Origin of the sequence: Runella zeae DSM 19591 (genome assembly GCF_000423565.1) — a bacterium.
Taxonomy (GTDB): Bacteria; Bacteroidota; Bacteroidia; order Cytophagales; family Spirosomataceae; genus Runella; species Runella zeae.
Genome location: NZ_AUIF01000030.1, coordinates 106,201 through 126,686 on the forward strand (window position 1 = coordinate 106,201; position 20,486 = coordinate 126,686).

The 20,486-nt window shown below is 43.4% G+C and carries 16 protein-coding genes; 1 reads left to right on the forward strand and 15 read right to left on the reverse strand.

All coding sequences use genetic code 11. The features are described from left to right. Positions 1-18 precede the first annotated feature (18 nt). The 15 genes from G563_RS0107370 to G563_RS0107435 all read right to left on the reverse strand — a co-directional run bounded on the left by G563_RS0107370 (position 19) and on the right by G563_RS0107435 (position 17,514). The gene (locus tag G563_RS0107370) at positions 19-3,369 is read right to left on the reverse strand and encodes a SusC/RagA family TonB-linked outer membrane protein (RefSeq protein WP_051210810.1); all 3,351 of its coding nucleotides are present in this window, start codon (positions 3,367-3,369) and stop codon (positions 19-21) included. 135 nt (positions 3,370-3,504) lie between these two features. Beyond that, positions 3,505-3,696: a hypothetical protein gene (locus G563_RS0107375; RefSeq protein WP_028664760.1), complete on the reverse strand. Its 192-nt coding sequence runs from the start codon at positions 3,694-3,696 to the stop codon at positions 3,505-3,507. Positions 3,697-4,069: 373 nt separating this feature from the next. Continuing rightward, positions 4,070-4,492, reverse strand: a complete 423-nt coding sequence (locus tag G563_RS0107380) for a hypothetical protein (RefSeq protein WP_157585131.1) — start codon at positions 4,490-4,492, stop codon at positions 4,070-4,072. Positions 4,493-4,531: 39 nt separating this feature from the next. Continuing rightward, positions 4,532-4,990 carry an SMI1/KNR4 family protein gene (locus G563_RS0107385; protein WP_028664762.1) on the reverse strand — a complete coding sequence of 153 codons (459 nt, stop codon included), beginning with the start codon at positions 4,988-4,990 and terminating at the stop codon, positions 4,532-4,534. 50 nt (positions 4,991-5,040) lie between these two features. Beyond that, positions 5,041-6,978 carry a hypothetical protein gene (locus G563_RS0107390; protein ID WP_028664763.1) on the reverse strand — a complete coding sequence of 646 codons (1,938 nt, stop codon included), beginning with the start codon at positions 6,976-6,978 and terminating at the stop codon, positions 5,041-5,043. 415 nt (positions 6,979-7,393) lie between these two features. Beyond that, positions 7,394-7,639 carry a hypothetical protein gene (locus tag G563_RS0107395; RefSeq protein ID WP_028664764.1) on the reverse strand — a complete coding sequence of 82 codons (246 nt, stop codon included), beginning with the start codon at positions 7,637-7,639 and terminating at the stop codon, positions 7,394-7,396. Next, on the reverse strand, positions 7,626-11,495 hold the full coding sequence (locus tag G563_RS37925; RefSeq protein WP_028664765.1) for a deaminase domain-containing protein: 3,870 nt from the start codon (positions 11,493-11,495) through the stop codon (positions 7,626-7,628). The genes G563_RS0107395 and G563_RS37925 overlap by 14 nt, the downstream gene beginning before the upstream one ends. Before the next feature lie 152 nt (positions 11,496-11,647). Continuing rightward, entirely contained in the window at positions 11,648-11,833 is a 186-nt protein-coding gene (locus G563_RS33930; protein WP_037326104.1) for a hypothetical protein, read from the reverse strand. Positions 11,834-12,102: 269 nt separating this feature from the next. Further along, complete coding sequence (locus G563_RS0107405; protein ID WP_028664766.1) at positions 12,103-12,435, reverse strand: hypothetical protein; 333 nt, start codon at positions 12,433-12,435, stop codon at positions 12,103-12,105. Positions 12,436-12,607: 172 nt separating this feature from the next. Next, positions 12,608-12,823 (reverse strand): DNA/RNA non-specific endonuclease, encoded by a 216-nt coding sequence (locus G563_RS37615; RefSeq protein WP_028664767.1) that lies wholly within the window; start codon positions 12,821-12,823, stop codon positions 12,608-12,610. 78 nt (positions 12,824-12,901) lie between these two features. Further along, positions 12,902-13,321 (reverse strand): hypothetical protein, encoded by a 420-nt coding sequence (locus G563_RS0107415; protein WP_028664768.1) that lies wholly within the window; start codon positions 13,319-13,321, stop codon positions 12,902-12,904. Between the two features lie 250 nt (positions 13,322-13,571). Further along, complete coding sequence (locus tag G563_RS0107420) at positions 13,572-14,339, reverse strand: hypothetical protein (RefSeq protein WP_028664769.1); 768 nt, start codon at positions 14,337-14,339, stop codon at positions 13,572-13,574. Positions 14,340-14,341: 2 nt separating this feature from the next. Beyond that, positions 14,342-14,779, reverse strand: coding sequence for a hypothetical protein (locus G563_RS0107425; RefSeq protein ID WP_028664770.1), 438 nt, complete (start codon positions 14,777-14,779; stop codon positions 14,342-14,344). Between the two features lie 342 nt (positions 14,780-15,121). Next, entirely contained in the window at positions 15,122-15,823 is a 702-nt protein-coding gene (locus G563_RS0107430) for a FadR/GntR family transcriptional regulator (RefSeq protein WP_028664771.1), read from the reverse strand. A gap of 146 nt (positions 15,824-15,969) precedes the next feature. Next, positions 15,970-17,514 carry a S8 family serine peptidase gene (locus tag G563_RS0107435; protein WP_051210811.1) on the reverse strand — a complete coding sequence of 515 codons (1,545 nt, stop codon included), beginning with the start codon at positions 17,512-17,514 and terminating at the stop codon, positions 15,970-15,972. A gap of 123 nt (positions 17,515-17,637) precedes the next feature. Between G563_RS0107435 and G563_RS0107445 the strand changes: the two genes are divergently transcribed. Then, on the forward strand, positions 17,638-20,421 hold the full coding sequence (locus G563_RS0107445) for a 7TM diverse intracellular signaling domain-containing protein (RefSeq protein WP_028664773.1): 2,784 nt from the start codon (positions 17,638-17,640) through the stop codon (positions 20,419-20,421). Positions 20,422-20,486 lie beyond the last annotated feature (65 nt).

Below are 20,486 nucleotides of genomic sequence, written 5' to 3' on the forward strand. Positions count from 1 at the left end.
AATCAAGGTTTTGATTGTCTAAAATCTTATGGTCGTGCCCAAAGAAAATTGTCTTGGGCGCGGATAACCGATGGCGTCAAAACCCGTATAAGTTTCGGGATTGATACCTTTGTACTTGGTCAGGTAGCCAAGATTAAAAACACTAGCAAATACATTTACGCTTTGGAGGTGAATTTTTTGGAGCCAAATCCGTGGAAGATCATAACTGAGCGAAACCTCACGAAAAGCCAAAAAGTCGCCTTTTTCAATCATGGTTGATACGTCCGAGGCATAGCTGTTGTTGTTGCCGAGCGTCGCTGAGCGCAAGTAGTTACGTTGACCAAAATCAAAATCAGCAAATGAAAAACGAGCGTATGTTTTGCCTACGTCACCGGGTTTTTGCCAAATATCAGGGCCAATCGCCTGCATAGGAGCACCTTCGTTGAAAGCCCGACCTTGACCCAACGAACGAGCCAACGCGCCATTGCTGATGATGTGACCCAGGGCATAATCGACCGCGATTTTGAGAGACAAAGATTTGTAAGACAGCATATTTTGCATCCCGCCGATTTTGTCGGGGTTGCGGTAGCCCATGAATACTTGGTCTTTGGTGTCAATCACGCCGTCGTTGTTGATGTCGGCAAAAATGAAATCTCCCGCGTGTTTTTTAGTGGCAATTCCCGAGGGTGAAGCAAGGTTGTCTTTCTTCGTGGCATTCCAAGCATTGGCTTCTTCTTCGGTGGCAAATACCCCCAAGACTTGATACGCGTACAAACCATAGGGGCGTTCGCCTTCGGCCAAGCCACCTGCGTCGATTTCTTGCTGAGTAGCAGGGTCATATACGCGGTCTCCACCTTGGCGGTTTTTGAGGCGGCCATTGTCAGGCAGTTTGATGACGGTGGTGCGGTTGAGAGCAAAAGAAAAATTAGTACGCCACGAGAAGTCACCTTTTTTCAAAATAGTAGCCCCAATTTCGACTTCTACACCTCGGTTTCTTAGAGTTCCGTTGTTGTAAACAATCGACGGGAAAGGCGCTTCTGAAGGTAGGGGTTTGGAAGCAAGTCGGTTTTTGGTCATTTTGTTATAAAAATCGACCGTTAGCGTTACACGGTCGTTAAACAAGCCTGCATCAAGGGCCAAATCGGTGGTTTCGGTCGATTCCCATCTGAGGTTAGGATTGGAGAGATTGCTCCGCAAAATCCCCGAACCCAGCGCGTAGGTTTGGGCCGAATAGCCGCCGTACGTATCGGTAATGCTCAAATCGCTCGAACCTGCTTGCCCCCAGCTTGCCCGTAATTTAAGCATACTAACAGGGCTGAAACGCCAGAAGTTTTCTTTATGGATATTCCAACCTACGGATGCAGAAGGAAATAAAGCGTACTTGTTTTGGGGGGCAAAGTTGGAAAACCCATCATAGCGAAGTGCGCCACTGAGGAGGTATTTGCTATTGTAATCGTAAATAAATTGACCAAAATAACTAGCCGAGCGCGATTCTCCTAGCGTAGTACGGAAGTCGGTGACATTGGTATTCACTACCCCATTGATGACCGTCGTGGTAGGTTCGTTGATGGTATAAATATAATCGTTGGTTGCCCGTTGCGAACCGATATTGATGACATTGTTGGTAGACCTTGTGAAGTTAAAACCTGCCAAAAGGGTGAAGTTGTGCCTATCTTTCACACTAAAGTCATACTGCAAGATTTGGTCAATCATGAGTTGACGAGAATTGTCGATATTTTCGTTTTTCTGGCGTTGGGTAGGGGGCTGAATCTCCGCCGCAGGTGTGCCTTTGCGCATAAACATATACCGATAATCCTGAATCAGGTACGAAAACGAGGGTTTAAAATGCAGTCCTTTGATGAGCTCCCAATCTCCCGCCACGCGCGAGACAATCCGCTCAGTAGATACCCGAAGGTCGTCGTATTGGAGGGTGTGAAAGCGATTACGGGTGGAGTAGTTTTCGCCCGGCATGGGGTTACCATCGTCTTTAAACAAGCGAATCAAAGGCGTGATGCGCGTGGCGCGGGTAAGGTCATTTTGAAAAGCTTCGACGTAGTTGGGCAATACATTTTGATAATTGAGCATGGCGTCGAGTCTAAAACGGTCGCTCACTTTGAAGCCAAAGTTTCCTAAGGCATCGTATCTTTTGTAATTCGTACCCACAAAAGTTCCTGCTTGGTCGGTGTAGCCAAACGATACGTTGTAATTGGCCTTTTCGCTACCGCCGTCGATTGAGGCATTATGGTTTTGGGTTACGCCCGTGTTCCAAAGCAAATCTTGGTAATTGTTGTCGGCATACAGGAGTTTTGTGCCGGGATTGATGGGGTCGTCCATGGTTTTCCAGCCTTTTGCCAATAGATTGTTGACGTACTCTTGGCCTTCCACGGCCACGATGTTGTCGTAAAGGGCTGTTAAGTTGATATTGGTGCCGTATTGACCTTTAGCGGTATAAACGCGCGTCCCTGCCGAAAATCCACCATTGTTCAACAGGTTGTTTTTGTCGAGTGGGTCAAAGGTATTTTTGACCGTTGTACGTGCCAAAGTGAGATACTCGCTGGCACTGAGGTATTTATAATCGCGCGACATGGTTTCCCAAGTAGTGCGGTGATTGATAGTAACATTGGGACGAGAGTTGAATTTGCCGCCTTTGGTTTTGATTACAATCACCCCATTGGCACCCCGCGCGCCGTAGATAGCAGTGGCGGCGGCGTCTTTCATGACTTGAAACGACTCTATGTTGTCGGGATTGATGTCATTCAAAGACCTAAACACGCCATCTACAATCACCAACGGACTGCTACCGTCGGAAGCACCCACAGCGTTGCCGCCGCTATTGCCCAGCCCTGAGCCATATACGTTGAGTTTAGTACCACCCCTGATGATGATGTTGGTGGCACCCGCGCCCGGTTGTCCCGACGAAATAGGAACCGAAACCCCCGCTATTTTGCCTTGCATGGCTTGAACAGGGTTGGGGTTGGTGGTGTTTTTGAGTTCGTCTGGATTGAGTTTCGAAACCGCCGCCGAAGTTTTAGCCCTTGACTGTTGGGTGTAGCCTACTACCACTACTTCCCCCAGCGCTTTTACATCTCCTGAGAGCTTTACATCAATGATACTGCGGTCGTTGACGGGAATTTCTTGGGCTTCAAATCCAACCGAAGAAAAGACAAGGCGACCATTGCGAGGTACACTAAGGCTAAAAGCGCCGTTGACATCGGTCGTAGTTCCGGTGGTAGTACCACGGAGGGCAATGCTCACGCCGGGCAGGTTTTCGCCGGTATCTGCCGACTTGACCGTTCCTTTGACGGTAATGTTGGCTACTTGGGCAAAGAGTGGTGCCGTAATCCATAGGCAACAGCAAGCCCATAACCCAAACAAGTAGTTTAGTTTCATTTTTGGAAAAGGGTTTAGTCGAGTTATAATTAGTATAGTAGTTATGTACTACATAATTGCAAATGTAAACTACCTTTTACTTTATTTCCAAATAATTTTTAAGAAAAAAGTACAAAAACTGTGATTGTGTGGGTATTAGGGGGCTACGGCCAGCACCGCAGGCCAATGGGGAGAGGCGGCTGCGGGCAGCATTTTGGGCAAAGCCACCGCTGCTGCCGCTGGAAGTGTGGCAGGGGTTGGGTGGTCGTTTGGCGTGGTATGGGCAAAGCTCAGCCCGCCCACCCATAGCCCCCAAAACAGGAGCAGGTGCGTAAAATAGCGTTTCATATATACGGCGTTATTCTTTCTTTTCTACAGACTTTATCAAACTTGGAAAGTCTTGTTGACTGCGATTAGTGGACTTTCCAAGTTGAAACCAACCAAACTTGGAAAGTCTTGTTGACTGCGATTAGCGGACTTTCCAAGTTGAAATCAACCAAACTTGGAAAGTCTTGCTGACTGCGATTAATGGACTTTCCAAGTTGAAATCAACCAAACTTGGAAAGTCTTGTTGACTGCGATTAGTGGACTTTCCAAGTTGAAACCAACCAAACTTGGAAAGTCTTGTTGACTGCGATTAGCGGACTTTCCAAGTTGAAATCAACCAAACTTGGAAAGTCTTGATGACTGCGATTAATGGACTTTCCAAGTTTTCAGAAAGCTACAATACACCTCTTACTGCTTTCAAATAGACACCTCGTCCCGTGCGTGTTTGGCCCGGTGCTACCGTCAACGATTGAGGACGACCTTCGGGGAGCGTGCGACCCACGTACAAAAACTCTCCCGAAGCTACATTCACAAACAACGACGGCCGCTGAGGAATACTGTAAGCCCCCAAATACATCAAATTGTAAGGCTGTAACTGCTCTTTTTGTACATCTATCACATACACCGCTGGGGCAAGGTTGGGCAAGTTCCCCTCGGGCGTGCGACGGTCTTTGGGGATTTCTCCCGCCACCAACGCATTGGCGATTTTTGCTAATTTCTTCTCCTGACGCTCCCCGTCGGTGACGGTATTGAACAACACATTTTTCCCACCCTTTTTCCATAGCCCTTTGGTGGTATAGAAAAGGCTATGCTCCAACACTTGCAAAGTATCATAAACCTACTATGGGAGAAACACTTATTCAAGCATATCTAAAAATTCTAAAAATGAATTAGCAATTAATCGAACGGGGATAAAATTCCTTTCCTCATCTTTTTCTTCTGAAATGTAAATCTTCCCAAGGTTCTCGCCAGTATGAGAAATGTATATCTTCCATGGACATGTAGTAAAACCGAAAGGGAATAAATATTCTCCATATTCTAATTGCTCTCCAAAAAAATCATAGTTTCCTTCAATAGATTTAAACTCTACAATTATACTACCATCATCCAAAGGCCTAATATCCATAACATCACAATTAAGAGGGTACTCTAAATTGATTTGAGTTTTAACTAAATCAGCTCCGTTAGCAAATAAATAAAAACTTCTTAATTGAAAAGGTAATTGTACCCCTAACTCCTGTTCGATTTTTGCAATTTCTGCCTCCATCAAAGGCGGATTACAATTTTTGAAATAGGGCTGAAATAAGGTTTCCATAATTAGTTACAAGGTTTGTTTATTAATGGACTTTCCAAGTTTTCAGAAAGCTACAATACTCCTCTTACTGCTTTCAAATAGACACCTCGTCCCGTGCGTGTTTGGCCCGGTGCTACCGTCAACGATTGAGGACGACCTTCGGGGAGCGTACGACCCACGTACAAAAACTCTCCCGAAGCTACATTCACAAACAACGACGGCCGCTGAGGAATACTGTAAGCCCCCAAATACATCAAATTGTAAGGCTGTAACTGCTCTTTTTGTACATCTATCACATACACCGCTGGGGCAAGGTTGGGTAGGTTTCCCTCGGGCGTGCGACGGTCTTTGGGGATTTCTCCCGCCACCAACGCATTGGCGATTTTTGCTAATTTCTTTTCCTGACGCTCCCCGTCGGTGACGGTATTGAACAACACATTGCTTTCTCCCGCTTTCCATAACCCTTTGGTGGTGCTCGGAAACTCTCCCGCTAGTTCATAATCAATCACTTGAAAAGGCCGTAAACCCGCCGTGGGGGTCGGCGTAGGTTCATTGATGACAATCGCCACGCGACCATTGGGCAAGGGGACACATTTGGGTAGGTGCTTGGTGACAGCTGCCCCCGCAAAATGCCGAGTGCGATACACTTTCTTGACGCTGCCGTCGGCTAGTAGGTGCATGGCTGTGTAAGACTTCCATTCGCCACTTAGGGTGGTCTCCCCTACGATGATGTTTTCTTGGTTGGGCAGCGAAAACAAATACCAATCTTGCTCGCAATCATCATTGCCCAGCATTCCACTAAAACCAAACACTACCGGCTTTTTGGTGTCTTCATCGCGGGTCCAGTAGCGTGTGTAGACAATGCCCGTGGCGTTGATTTTGACGTTGGCAATGGTGTATTTGAAGAGACCTTTGCCGAGCATGATACGCACAATGCTCTCTTGCTCGTTGGACGAAATCGTGAGCCGACCCGCAGGAGCATACTCATGCTCCAAATGAAAAGCGTGTTTAAAGATTAGCTGACCGTCGTTGGCTATTCTGACCAGCAGGAAGTTGGCATCTTTGTAGCCTTTCTCGCCCACGGGCAAGCCAAACACATAATCGTTGGCGATGGCCACCCCCGCACTATCGCTACTCGTCCACCCCTTGGCGTAGGACAGGGCGGAAGTGGTAGCCAAAATGAATTTATTAGCAATCTCGGGGAGTTCGACCGTGCGTATCACTTTGCCAGTGGCATCTACGGTGACAAAAGCGGGGGTACCGCTCCAACGCAAAACGGTGTAAGTCCCCGCCGCTGCATTGATGATAGGATCACCAATACGATTGAGGGGCAAGCCGCTATCCGCCAACTTGATGAGTTCTTTGGAACGAGGCTGGGCATATACTTGCTCCCCTGCATAGGGGGCGTAGTAGCCATCGGTGAGGTTGAGGAATGCCCACTGACGACGGTTATCTAGCGACAAATCGCTTTGTTGGAAGCGGTGGCCTCGGAATCCTAAAGTGGTGGCGTGGGGCCGCAGGTAGGCGTTGTAATCGACGGCGGTGGAGGCATCGCTCAGGATGCGATTGCCAGCCGTGGAGACACCTCCCGTGAGGCTAGTGACATCTAGCAAGCGGTAGGGCAACGAGAGGTTAAGGCCGCTGTTGAGGTTGAACATCACGCTGGAGGTAGTTTTAAAGCCCGTGGTGGGGTGGTAAGTGATTTCATCGTGACCGGGTAGGGCGTTTAAGCCTTTGGGTAGCCCTTTGGTCTCGACCCCTGGCTCAAAATAGCCCACGTATTGTTTGAAAACCCCAATCCGCAGCCCTCCTTGGGCATCGGTAGCGAGGTAGGGTATGTGGCCTTTGGTTTTGAGAATCTCCGTTTTGGCGTTGGCATCGGTCTCAGCGTGAAAAAGCAGTATAGAATCTCGACCCGTGACGCGGGGGCTGTATTGGGCTGCTTCTCGCTGGGCGAGGCTGGCAAGGGAAATACTACTAAAAATAAATATGTAAATACTCAGACGCATGGATAGAGGGTTTGAGGTAATTGGTTGTTTAGGTAAATGGATATTTTAAGTGGGGGTGCGTAAAATAGCGTTTCATAAATACGGCGTTATGCTTTCTTTTATACTGACTTTCTAAAACTTGGAAAGTCTCGGTGACTGCGTTTAATGGACTTTCTAAGTTTTTAGATTGCCTTCTCGTTAATTTCTTTTCTTGATGAATGATATTGAACAACACATCACCATGGTCGGTGTCCCATAGCAAAAATTACGAAATATAGCCCTTCCGGATTTTGTATTCTGCGTGCAAATGCCATTGATTTTTACGGTTGCTTAGTTGATATTCTAATTTGGTCGAGCCGTTGCAAACGGCTATTTATTTGGGGTACGCAGTGTTCTTTGAACACTACGCACAACGGGGGGGGCTTATGTATTTAGTTTACCAATCTAGTTCACCTTTTTCTTTCAAACTATATTGTAATGCAGCAAGCCCGTAACCTAAATTAAAAATATCAGAAGGAGAATATTTTGAAACTTTTATTGTACAAAACTCTACTTCATCATCTATGATTTCTACAATTTCAAAATCTGTTTGGTGTTTGGAGTTATAATCTTCTATCTTTCTCCTAAGGTGTTCAGGGAACATAACCATTATGGTAAATTGTAAATAATTATTTGATTCCATCGACTAAAATTAAGTTAACACTAGGGAACATATTATGAAATTGCTGGATTACGCCTTGACAGGATGGACAATATGGAAGTTCAGAAGCTATTTTTAAGGTACCTGTAACATTTGGATAAGTTTTCCCAGCTTGTGCGCCTAAATCGTGTGCTAGTTGATTTAACATTCTATATTCAGAATCTGTAATTCTTAGCCATTCAGTTCCATGAGCCCCTTGGACTGGAATAGCTGTAAAAATATGTATTTCATTCTCAGCAACTTCTATTGGAACACTTCTCCACATCTTATCATCAACATAACTTCCATTTACTGAACCTTCTATATATCCATAGTTTCCTCCACCCCCTACACTAGCCCTATGATCAGCAAATTTATTGACTGAATTTTTAATTTCATTTGGATTTGCTTGTCTTAATTTCGAGGGATTTGTTATTTGGATAGGATCTTTTGCAGCATTTTTTAGCCCTTTAACAAACGCAACTCTCCTTTTTTCAACTAAACTTTCAAAAGAAATTTTAACATCATTTAAATTATTAGGGAACTTTAAAATATAATTTGAAACATATTCAAGATTTTCGACACTGATTCTTAGTGTTTGACTAGAAATCATTGCTTCCCATACCTTAGTAAGCTCTGGTTTCTGCGAAATGGCACTTTCAAAATTAGGATTTTTGAAATCATCATCCAACTTCTTTAAGGCTTCGTCCGTCCACTCATCAAGATTTTTAATCTTAGCTAACTTGGCGGCGTCCAGCTTTTTTGCCCAATCCGATACATTTCTATAAGCTGCTATCAGGGCCGCTTTGGTTGCCGTGGCCTTGGCAATGGTAGAGGTGATTGCCCCTCCTTTGATGATACTTCCAATCGCAAACAAATCACGACCTGCTTGGTAACCTCGGCGGTAAGGATCACTGTATATTTCAAGATGTTCTCCAAAAGCATCCAAAATAGACCCTAAACTCACATTACTTATACTCTCATAAATCTGCTTTCCGATGCTAGGGTCTTCTACTACATCCAAGATGAGAATGCCCAGTTGTACCATGTCGGTAGCCTCTTCGATGGCGGCATCTATGCCCCCCGATGGTGCCCCCAATGGATCATTGATAATAGAACTTTCATAGCCTGCATCTCCCTTGTTCCAAACCCTTTCAGATACTTTGGCCTCGTTTACCAGCTTCTTGGTAAACTCCTTAAACTGAACTACGTACGTAAAAAGGTCTAATTTTCGGTATCGGAATCCATGATTGTCAATACCTGTGGCAGGGGCATATACATTACCAAGTGAGCTTTTTTTCTTGTTAATGCGAGCATCACTGGCCTGTTGCAACTGACTTGCCGTTACAGGTGTGCGTGGTTTTCCAAATTTGTTGGTAGGTTTTGTCCATTTAGGATTAAGCTGAAGTGCGCCGGGTCTAAATTTGTGTTGGAGGCTCCATTGCGTACCGTCCCAGCAGCCCATCACGGCCACATCCTTAGAAGAGGAGTTGTAATTGGCCTGTGCTTGCGCTTGGGTAAGTTGGGTTTTGCCTGCTGAGGTTACTTCATAATACACTCCGCTCTCACAGTCCCCTACATATACTACCGATTGCCCGTCGCCTTTGCTGATGTTTGTTTGGATACTTTGGGCTAAAGATTCTAAGTCCCAACAAGTAAAAGGTTTCAAGAAAGTGGTGCTTCCGTTGGGTTTCAGGGTAATAGCCCCATTGGCCTGTAAAACAGCTTCTTGAACCTTAATTTGGCATTTCCCAGCTTCGTTTTCGATACGTTCGTAAGTCAAATGCGAAAACTCCACGGGGCGAGAAGTAATGCCCGCTTTGGGCAAAACACCTCCCCAACTGCCATTAACTACTTCGGTCAGGGGTAAACGAGTATCTCCACTAAACCCTTTTACCACATAAGATTTACCGTTTTCTTTGAAAGAAAGCACATTACCATCACTCCAATAACTCGAATTAACGGCAGGGAAGGTCAGGGTAGCATTGGCTTCTAAGCGAATTATTTTTTCATCAGGCGTGTAGAAATTGGTAGCTTTTGTAAGTTTCCCAGATTTTTCATCCAAAGAGGGAATTGCTAATGAATCAGAAGCAATATTTAATCCCATATTGGCTACACTATCGACTAAGGCATTGTTGGCATCTATCACGCCTTGAACACTACAAGAAGAAGTGGTAGCGGCTTGGCGAGCAAAAGCAATCGTCTGATTGACAGGCACACTAGAAACTGTATCTAACACTTCACAAGAAGCCAAGTCTTCAGCTTGCTGTTTTACTTGGTTGCATTGAGATTGGCGTTCTTGTAAAGCTAGGCCATTAGAAACAGGCGCAAAACTGAGCGTCAAACATGTTTGCTGGCTGAGAGTACGTAGTTTTTGTTTTTCTTCTGGAGTTCCTTTATAATGTTTCAAGAGATCGGTAAGTTGCTCTTGAACTTCCTTGAAAGTGTCTAAAAACGCATCTACATCCAACAATTGTTTATTAGCATCATACTCCGTCTCCACCGTTCCATTGGTCAACTCATAACAGTCGTTGATGGCAATACCTGAGAAAGTAATCGCCACCGTGGAGGTAACCCCTAAAGGCAACAACACCTCTACGTAGCCTTTGCCACTCCAACCTCCCGCGCCACCGCTCGCTTCCGTCACATGGATGCTATAATCGGCAGCGTAAAATACATCACCTGGGGCAAGGCTGCTGAGTTGGTTGGATGCGGTGGGGTTGTTGATGGTCACCGTCTGGCAAGAGGCAGTGGTGTAGTCTCGTACCACGCAAGGTTTGGCGTTGAGCGTTACGTAGGCTTCGCAGGTTCGGCCTTGCTTGCTTACCAAGAGTTTGTATGCTCCTATTTTGGAGGCCACCAAGGTATCGGTAGTAGTGGTGGTGCTATCGGGGCGAGTCCATAGGTAAGTCACGCCCGTATTCCAAAAGCCTGAGCTATCCAAATCATCGGCTTGGAGTTTGAGGGGTTGCAGTGCCCCACTCAAGCGAGGCAAACTTGTCGTTTCTTGTCCTTGCGCATTGGTGGCTTTGATATACACATAGCAAGCACTGTCACTCACTACCGCTACCGTGTCACACAAGGCTTTTTTCACTACCAAAAGCGCATTGGAGTAGAGAGTGGCGGCACAAGTACCCGCACAAGTAGCGCGGAAAGTAAGCGAGTCAGTCGGAGTCCCGGCGATGGTATTGTAGGCAATAGTTACACTAGCCTCCGTAGCAGCGAGCGTACCCGTACTACCATTGGCGCGGGTATAGTGCCAGTTTACGGTGGTAGCACAACCACTGGCGGTCAAGGTAACACTGCTATCGGGGCAAACAACCCTACGGGAAGCCGCAAAACCAATGGTAGGAGCAGTGGCGGTTTGGTTGATGGTAATCGTAACCGTCTGCGTCCCTACGCAGCTAGCATCCGTGGTGCTGATTGCTACCAATTTGTATTTATACACCCCCGGCGTGGTTGGCAAGGCCGTCAAGATAGGAGTGTTTTGGCCACTGAGGCTATCGGTGGTGGGGTTGGCGGCGCCATTGTCGTTAAACCATTGGAAACGAGCATTTACGCCGTTGGTAATGCTACTACCCACGGGGTCTAAAGTATCCCCTTGGCAGATGGTTTGGGAAGGAATGCCCGCTAGTTGAGGAATCACACAGCCCCCACATATCGAAGCGGGCAATACCGTCGTGGTCGTACAGCCATTGTGGGTGGCCGTCAAGGTCACGGTGGTCCCTTTGATGATGTTGAATACGGCGTGGTTAGGCGCAATGCCCACGATATTGCCGTGGCTAGTGGTCAAGGTAGCCCCCTCGCTGATTACGGTAGCTATGTCGTAGTAAGTAGCAAAGCAGCTCGGGCCACCCAAATTACCGCGCGTTCAGCTGCTAACAGCTTAATTTTTAATGTGTTGTTCAATATGTCAAATAACTGTTTCCAACAAGTGGAGTCTCACGACTTGAATTGGTTAGTATACTTGCTAGTGATTGGTTAGCAAGTACATGTATGCCCCTATAGGTTTCACTGCTTTTCCATTGCCCCCCAAGTAAGGTATGTCCCCTTCACATCTGCTCCGTTGCTGTTTGGATTGATGTGGGTATGAAAATCTCGACCTGTGACGCGGGGGCTGTATTGGGCTGCTTCTCGCTGGGCAAGGCTGGCGAGGGAAATACTACTAAAAATAAATATGTAAATACTCAGACGCATGGATAGAGGGTTTGAGGTAATTGGATTGTTTAGGTAAATGAATATTTTAAGTGGGGGTGCGTAAAATAGCGTTTCATAATATACGGCGTTATGCTTTCTTTTTCTAAACCTTGGAAAGTCTTGTTGACTGCGATTAATGGACTTTCCAAGTTTTCAGATTGCCTTCTCTTTAATTTCTTTTCTTGATAATCACCCTCAATGACGGGATTGAACAACACACTTTTCCGCTTTTAAGAAGAGACAAAGAGTGTTTAGGATGTAAGGAATTATTATCCATTCGGATATAACTGTTTTTGAAAATCCTCATCCCACCATGTTTTTACTTCAAAATGCCCATCGCTATATGTCGTAAAAATGGCTTTATTCCAAGGGGTGTTTAATTGCAATGCATCTGATTGCCATTTTAAAATAGATTCATTAATCAAAAAAGCTTTGCCTTTATAGGATGCATAAGCTAAAAACCTTTCATGACTATCAAAAAAATCACCTTGTAAGCCAAATTCTTGTTCCCTATTGTAGAAAGCTATATCAGTTACTAATTTGTAAATATTTGTATCAAGCATTGCAAAAAAAACTTCATTGATTTGTTCTAAATATTTCATAAAAATTATGCGTTTAGTTATTAAAAAATTTTGTTCTCGGCCTTTCTAATCCAACTTGATAGGTAATATCAAACCCTATGGGGCTTCTATCTACTCCATATTTTATTGTAATCTTAACACTTACCTTTTGAGGAGAAGAATATGGAGCTTCTCCTTTTAAAGCTTTAGCCCATTAAGCTTCCATATTGTACCATCCTCCGTCTGTTGTACGTCTTTGATTCAAATCGTGGCGCATTGGTACAATATTAATAGCTTCATTTGGTCCATAAAACTGATTACCGATTAAATGTCCTCCATCGTCCCTACTACGTTTGTCTTGATATTTAATTTGTTCTACATAGGAACCCTCTCTTTCTCTGCCTTTATTGAGTTGTAAATCAGCAGACACTTTTTTTACTCGGATATCAGCCTCTCTGCAACCTTAATCAGGCCATTAGTAACTTTTGCTATTTTGGTCTCAGCCGAATTAGGCTTCAAGGTTAGGCATAGCAAGTAATGGAGGAACTCTTTGATTATCTGCTAAAACCTTACTGAACTGTGAAATCCAACCATACTCTGTTGCTACTTCAGCACTTAAACCATCACTTATTAATGATAAATCAACGTTTGAATCATCAGTATTATAAATAAGTTTGTATTGAGACTCCTCATCTTGAAATATCGATAATACTCCTATTAGTTGAATCATCAGTATATAGGGTACGAATACCAATAGCTTTTCGTAGTCTTCTTTTGATAAGCTTTGTAAGTATTTAATATGAGGGTCATAATCTAATAATGGGTTTTTTATAGATCTCAAGTTTTCAATTTTCAATAAGCTTGAGTCAAAACTTTCCTTGGTAAGAATTTTTCCAAATTCTTCCAAAATTTTTTCGTGTGTTTTCATCTTTATTTATTTTTGTTTAATCATCACCATAGCCTGATTCCCAAAGACCTATTTACAGAATCTGCTTTTAAAATCGATTTGCAGCATGTGTCAAAAATCTAAATTCGTCTTTTTTACTTTGATAAAGTTCTGCTGATGGCCACGGTATAGGGTTGGTAATTAGAGTTGTATGTACAGTTGCTTCTTTTATTCATAAAAGACACTTATTAAATTAGGTCTGTGTCAAGACACGGGTTTGAGGATTTTAGATTTATTCGAGAAACCTATCTAACCAAGTCCTTTTAACAAAAATGGGTATATCTTCTAAATTATAATTAGAATAAAAATTAAGAGGTGGTTTTATAGTCTCTTTAAGTATTTTATTTTCAAAGACAATGTTTTTATTTTTAAAAAAATATTCAAAAAAATCGCCTTGCAAATTAATTATTTCCATTTTCTTTTGTTCTCTAAGAAGGAAATATCCAAGAATTCCCATTTTTTCCGAAACAAAAAAACCTTCTTTAACTGTCTTTTCCCATCCGTCCTCCAAACCTTCTTGACTTAAAAAATAATATATCGTATCAGAATGTGTAGCTTCGAATTTTTTATCAACTAGTATTTTGTTTAATCTAGAGTCTCTATATTTTAAAGTGTCTTTAACTTGAATTGTAAAATCAAAAATCTTTACTATATTTATTTCATCCTCAAAATCCAAATATTCATTTTTATATTCAATATATCGATAGCTTGTAGGAAAATCTTTCAATTTTTTAATGTTTAATTTTAGACTTCGTTTATAATCTTCAACTTTATGGCGAGGAAGAATAGGCTCAATATCAACGCCATACCACTTTCTGTTTTTTAGAAAATAATTTTTTGGCATAAGTTGCGCATTAAATAGACTATGTTGGAAAACAATATTGCCATATACTCTATACTCTGTCTCAACTGTATCAAAGTAGCCTGTTTTTTTTTCTTTATTACAATGAAATAAAAAAAATACAAAAAAGAAAAAAACAATAATTGAGGACAATTTCATGTTTATTTATTTTTAAAATAATCTTCAATAATATTTTTAAAGTAAAAAGCACGGCTTAATTTTCTAATATTTCCATACTTAACCGAAGTGCCTTGAAGCTCAATTCTCTGGCCATAAAAATCCTCATGTTGTTGATGTGTAGAAACTCCATTGAATTTTTCAATCTTTACATATGGAACAGCATGAACATCTATTTCGTGACAAATTGTAAAACATAGGCGTTTTATGTATTCATCAGAACGTGCTGCTATATCTAACACAGCATCACAAATTCTAATAATTATAGGGTATTTTCTTTTAGAAAGCCTTGGAGAAATAACCTCCCGAAATATAACTAAAGGTTCTACTTGACCTTGATAATTATTTTCAAAGGCTAATAAAAAGTCGCTGGTTTCAAAATAAAATGATTCAAGTTGTTGTATATTTGTCGCTGAATTCATATGAAAAGAAGTAGTAGCTTCTAACAAATACTTTGATAAAATTTACTGATCACCACCCTACATTCTAGTTTCAGGCCCGTGTAGACGCGAGTTGGAAATGCAGGGAAAATAATCAAAAATTGCTTTTTTGAAAAAGTAATCAACGAATTACTGGATTTGGCTAAGCTTTGTAGAGAGGTTATTATCAGTAGTCTGCTGAAAGAAGCCTTAATTTGGGGAGTTTATAACGTCACGAGTGCAGTTTGGACAATTGGCCGTTAGAAGGTTGTGTAAATTTGCAATGCTATCACAAATTTACACAATGTTCAATGTTTCTTCATCTTTCCCAATGCCCCTCACAACTTAGCTCTTGGCAAGTCTTTCGAAGTGTGGGGATAGGTGCTCTTTCATGCCTTGACGAAAATCTTCGGCTTTGCCTGTGCGGAGGATGTGTACCAAGTCGCGGTGGGTGATTTTACCGACTTTGGTGTTGCCGCTTGCTTTGATTTCAAAATCAACGACGTATTCAAAAACCGGCAAGAGCATACTCTGAAACCTCAAAAAGGTTTCATTGCCAGTCATTTGATACAACTTGCCGTGAAACGCAATTTCGTGCTCTACCCGAAAAGGTTTTTGGATTTGGTGTACCTCTTCGTTGACAATCGCCTCAAGCTCTTCGATGTCTTTGTCGGTTTTGCGAACGTAAAGCAGATCGGCTAGTCCCATTTCAAGTACCAATCGGAGCTCAAAAATATCTTGAAGTGTATTTTGGGACAAAATAAGTGGGTCGAGTACGCGCTCAAACGACCCCAAAATATCGGGTTGGGTCAGTATCATGCCCCTTTTTTTCTTTGTATCAATCATGCCGAGCATTCGTAGGCGGCTCAGTGCCTCGCGTACTACATTGCGACTCACGCCGAGGGCGTCGGCAAGTTCTTGTTCTTTGGGGAGTGCATCACCTGGCCGAAAAGATTTTTTCTTTAGATACTCTCTCAGCCGTAGTTCTACGACATCGGCCATGGTCAAAGCAGGGATAGGGGCGATGTCTTGCGTCAAGTCATTCATATAGGATAGCAACTTTAAATCATAAAGCACAAAGCTAATAATTTCTTTTGTACTACATAATAAAGGTGTGCTTTTTTCTCCTGTTCCTATTTTGCGCCCTAGGTTTTACCAAACCCATCAAAAAAGGGCAAAGTTTGGAACCGTGTTTAGTCCCAAATTACCTCAATTACTTCGTTTTTCAAATCGATAGTAGTATGAGTTTCGCCTTCTTTGCGTTGAAGGGTGATTTGTCCTTCTTTGAGACGGAGGAGTTCTTGAGAGATGACGTGTTTGTCATTCTTTTTGTGAAAAACCGAGACCAAATCATTGCCCGTAGCTACTTTGAGTGAATAAGAAGCCCCCGAAGCTTTCACTTCTTTGGCGTAGCTGATAGGCGATTCGTTAGGGTTTTGAATCATCGCCAAGGCACGAGACGCCAAAGGTACCCCATAGCCGATAAAATTGTTGCCATAAGGATACAAATGCGCCGACTTTTCGATGATGCTGATGATTTGCTTGTTGGTCAGGGTGGGGTTTGCTTGCATGAGGCAGGCCGCAAAACCCGTAATCACGGGTGCAGAAAGCGAAGTGCCGTAGAGCGAAAAACAAGATACATTGGGCTTGAGGTAAGGCAAAAATTCAGGGCCGATACTGCTGTAGCCAATGCGATTCCAGAAGCGTTGATTGGTAGCACCCACTGCCAACACCCCTTGGGCGTCGGCGGGGGTAGAGATAATGCGCCAGCTTGGGTCGTCGCCTTCGTTGCCCGCCGATACTACTACCAAGATGCCTTTCTGCTCAGAGGCGATTTGAGCGGCGCGACTGATGACACTCGTTTGGCCGTCCATTTGGGTGATTTGGTAGTTTTCGTTAGGATCCGTAAAACCCTGCGCATAGCCAAGGGAGGTATTGATGAGGCGTACGCCAAGGCTATCCATCCACTCCATAGCCGCTACCCAATTGTCCTCTTCGCCGCGCCACTCGCGGGTGCCGTGGTCGGTGCGGGCTAAATAAAACTTAGCATCGGTTGCCATGCCACTCTGCTGCGTTTCGTTGCGGTTGGTACCCGAAATCGCGCTCATGACTTCTGTGCCATGAAAATCCGAAAAAGTCTCAGGAGTAGTGTAAAATTTATCCGAAATAGCAAGGGGAGGGTTGACGTAGTCGCGCTTGTCGATGATGGCGTTTCGGTCAAAGAGATGTTTGAGGAGGTTGCTAGAAGGGGCTTCCAAAAAGCCCGCATCGATGACGCCGATAGTGACGTTTTTGCCCGTAAAACCCGCCTTTTTAAATTCTTCTGCTTGCACTTGTGTCATCACGGGAGCCATAGTTGAGCGGCGATTGCGGTCGGTCTTGGCGATATAAAACTGCCCGTTGATGGGTTGTATTTTTGTGACAAATGGCAGACGTTTCACTGCCAGAATCTGCTCTTGGGTAAGGTGCGCCGACACGGCATTGAGCCACTTGGACTTCTGAACCACCTTGATATTTTGATTTTGTAGGCTTTGTAAGTAACTTGCTTGCACGGGGCTGTCGCTTTCATCAAACCTTACAAGACCTTGTTTTTCCCTGTTTTCGATGGTTTGTCGCGATACAGCGGGGGCATCGTGTGGATTTTTATCTTTCAGAAATATCCAATATTTTGATTGGGCGAAAGAAACGGTGCTGCATACCCAAAAAAATAGCCAACCGCTATTGCGAAAATTAATCATGGGGTAATAGTCTTAGGATAAGAAAATGTACTTGGGTAATTTGGGGCATTCAAAATGTCCCAAAACTTCGCTAAGTAAATAAAAAAATCTAAATTTTCCTGCTGAAAATCATAAATATTAGCTATGCGTTGGATTTTATTACTTCTTTTTGGCATAATATTCTATCCAATTTTTGGCCAAAATCAGGTATTAGAACTAGAATCGCAAGGCAGCGCCTATCCCGTTTATCCTTTTTTATACCTTTTCAATGATAGCGAAGGAAAGGTTAGTTTTCCAATGATTTTGAAAAGAACCCGGGGAGTCAGTTTTGAAAAATATAAAAGCAACGGTGTGCCTTCTTTTGGGTATTCGACAGAGGTACATTGGCTGCGCTTTAGGGTAATCAATCGGGCCGATGTGGACAAAAAATGGTGGCTCGAAATCAACAATACCCACATCGACGACCTTCAATTGTACGTTCAGCAAGCGGATGGGCGGTTTTTGAGGCGTCAATCGGGCGATTTGATTCCTTTCAGCCAACGAGAGATTCAGCTACGGCCGCTGCTGTTTAAGCTTGATTTGCCACCCAATACACCGGTGGATATTTATTTGAGATTGGCTGGTAGCCAAGACATGAATGTCCCGATTATGATATATGACCAAACGACGCACTGGTCAGTATTAGCTTATAAAAACTTTTTATGGGGGATTTTTTTCGGTATTTTATGCATCATTGTGCTTTATCACCTCACACTTTATTTTATTTTAAAGGATATTACTTATTTATTATACAGTCTATACATTGGGTCGGTGGCTTTGATGGAGCTGGGGTTTGAGGGATTTTCGGCTCAGTATTTATTTTATGATAGCCCTTTACTTCTCAATCATTCCCACGTATTGTGGGTAGGTTTGTCCACGTTTTTGGCGGTTGTGTTATCCTACCAATTTTTGGATGTTTCAAAATATTTGAAAGGGTGGGAAATAGGTTTTTGGGGAGCGATGTTTATTGCGGTTTTTATGATTGTTGTGTCATTTTTTACGCATGATGTATGGCTCAATATCCTAGCCAATGCGGTCGTGACATTGATTGCAATGGGGTTGTTTGGAGCGGGTGTAGTGGCTTGGCGTCGTGGCAATAGAGTTGCTTTGTTTTATGTATTGTCTTGGACGAGTATGCAGTTTGGGGTAATTATATCCACGCTGTTTCGGCTGGGCATCTGGCAAGTGCCTATCCATGATGCTTCTTTTCAGATAGGCACTTTGTTTCAAATACTATTTTTGGCCGTCGGGATTGGGGCGCGGTTCAAACAAGCCTACGATGAGCGAGCGGCTTTACAAGCGCAATTGTTGACTCAACAAAAACAAGTTTCTGAAACTGAACTTCGCTTGCAAAAGGCCGAATATCAGGCGCAATTAAATGAATTTAAAACACGATTTTATACCAATATTACCCACGAATTTCGGACACCTTTGACGGTGATTTTGGGTATGACTGAGCAGCTAAAAAAACAATGGGGTGCAAGCGACACCCTCACTGTTGTCAAAAGGAATGGGGAGCAATTGCTCAATTTGATTAATCAACTCTTGGAATTGGCGCGGATGGATTCGAGTGAGTTGCCTTTGCGAAACAAAAACCTGGATTTGATTTCGTTCTTATCAACTCAGATACAGGCTTTTGAAGGGGTAGCAGCAGCCAAAAAGATAAACATACATTTACGTTCGGACTATCGCACCTTGTGGCTTTCGATAGATGACGAAAAACTACAATCGATGATTACCAATTTGCTCTCCAATGCCCTGAAGTTTTCGGATGTGGGTGGTATGGTGGAGGTCAATGTACATAGCCGTACCAATACGTCGGTACAAGTGGACGTGACTGATTCGGGGGTTGGAATTAAAGAAGAAGATATGCCGTATATATTTGATCGGTTTTATCAGGCCAATCATCAACGGGGCGGGGCAGGTATAGGAATGTCGCTTACCAAAGAGCTTGTGGAGTTTTTGGGAGGAAGTATTCAGGTATGGAGCCAAGCGGAGGTAGGAACTACCTTTCGACTGACTTTGCCTTTCAAAGGGGTGACAACTCCCGAAGGAGAAGAAGCGCTACAGGCGTCGCACTTGCTTCCAATAGACGCTAAAAAAGACGCGGAGGAAGTAGAAATAAAAAATGAAGAACTACCGCAAGTGCTTGTGGTAGAAGACAGCACCGACTTGGCCCATTATTTAGAAACCTGCCTGAGAGGACGCTATGAGGTAAAAGTAGCTTCTGACGGACAGTCAGGAATAAGAGACGCGTATGAAATGATTCCGGATTTGATTATAACGGATGTGATGATGCCAAACGCTGATGGATATGAGCTTTGCCACACTCTCAAAAACGACGAGCGTACGAGTCATGTGCCTATCATCATGCTTACGGCAAAAGTAACCCATGAAGACAAACTCCAAGGACTTCAACAAGGGGCTGACGCCTATCTTACCAAACCATTTTATGAGGATGAATTGCTCGTAGTCATCAAAAATCTCTTGCAAGTACGTCAGACCTTGAAAGCTAAATATTTATCGGAAATCCAAAATGCTACCTCCGAAGCAAAGTTGGAGCTAACGCTTGAAGATGCGTTTTTGTTGAAAATAAAACAAATTGTTGAGGTCAGATTGAACGATGAATCTTTTGATAATCAACAGCTTTGTGAGCAAATGAACCTGAGCCGTACGCAAGTGTATCGCAAACTAAAAGCCTTGACCGACCTTTCACCTTCTGATTATATCCGACAAAAACGATTAGAAAAGGCAGCGGTTTTATTACTAACCACTGATTGGCCTATTGCCGAAATTGGCATGGCGGTGGGCATTGGGGATGCCAATTATTTTGCCAGAATCTTCACCAAACAATACCATTTGACGCCCTCTGTTTATCGCAAAAAGTAAATTGCAACCTCTATGCTATATATTGCAACAACGGTGCTACCACGGTGGGCGATGCTAGGTGTATC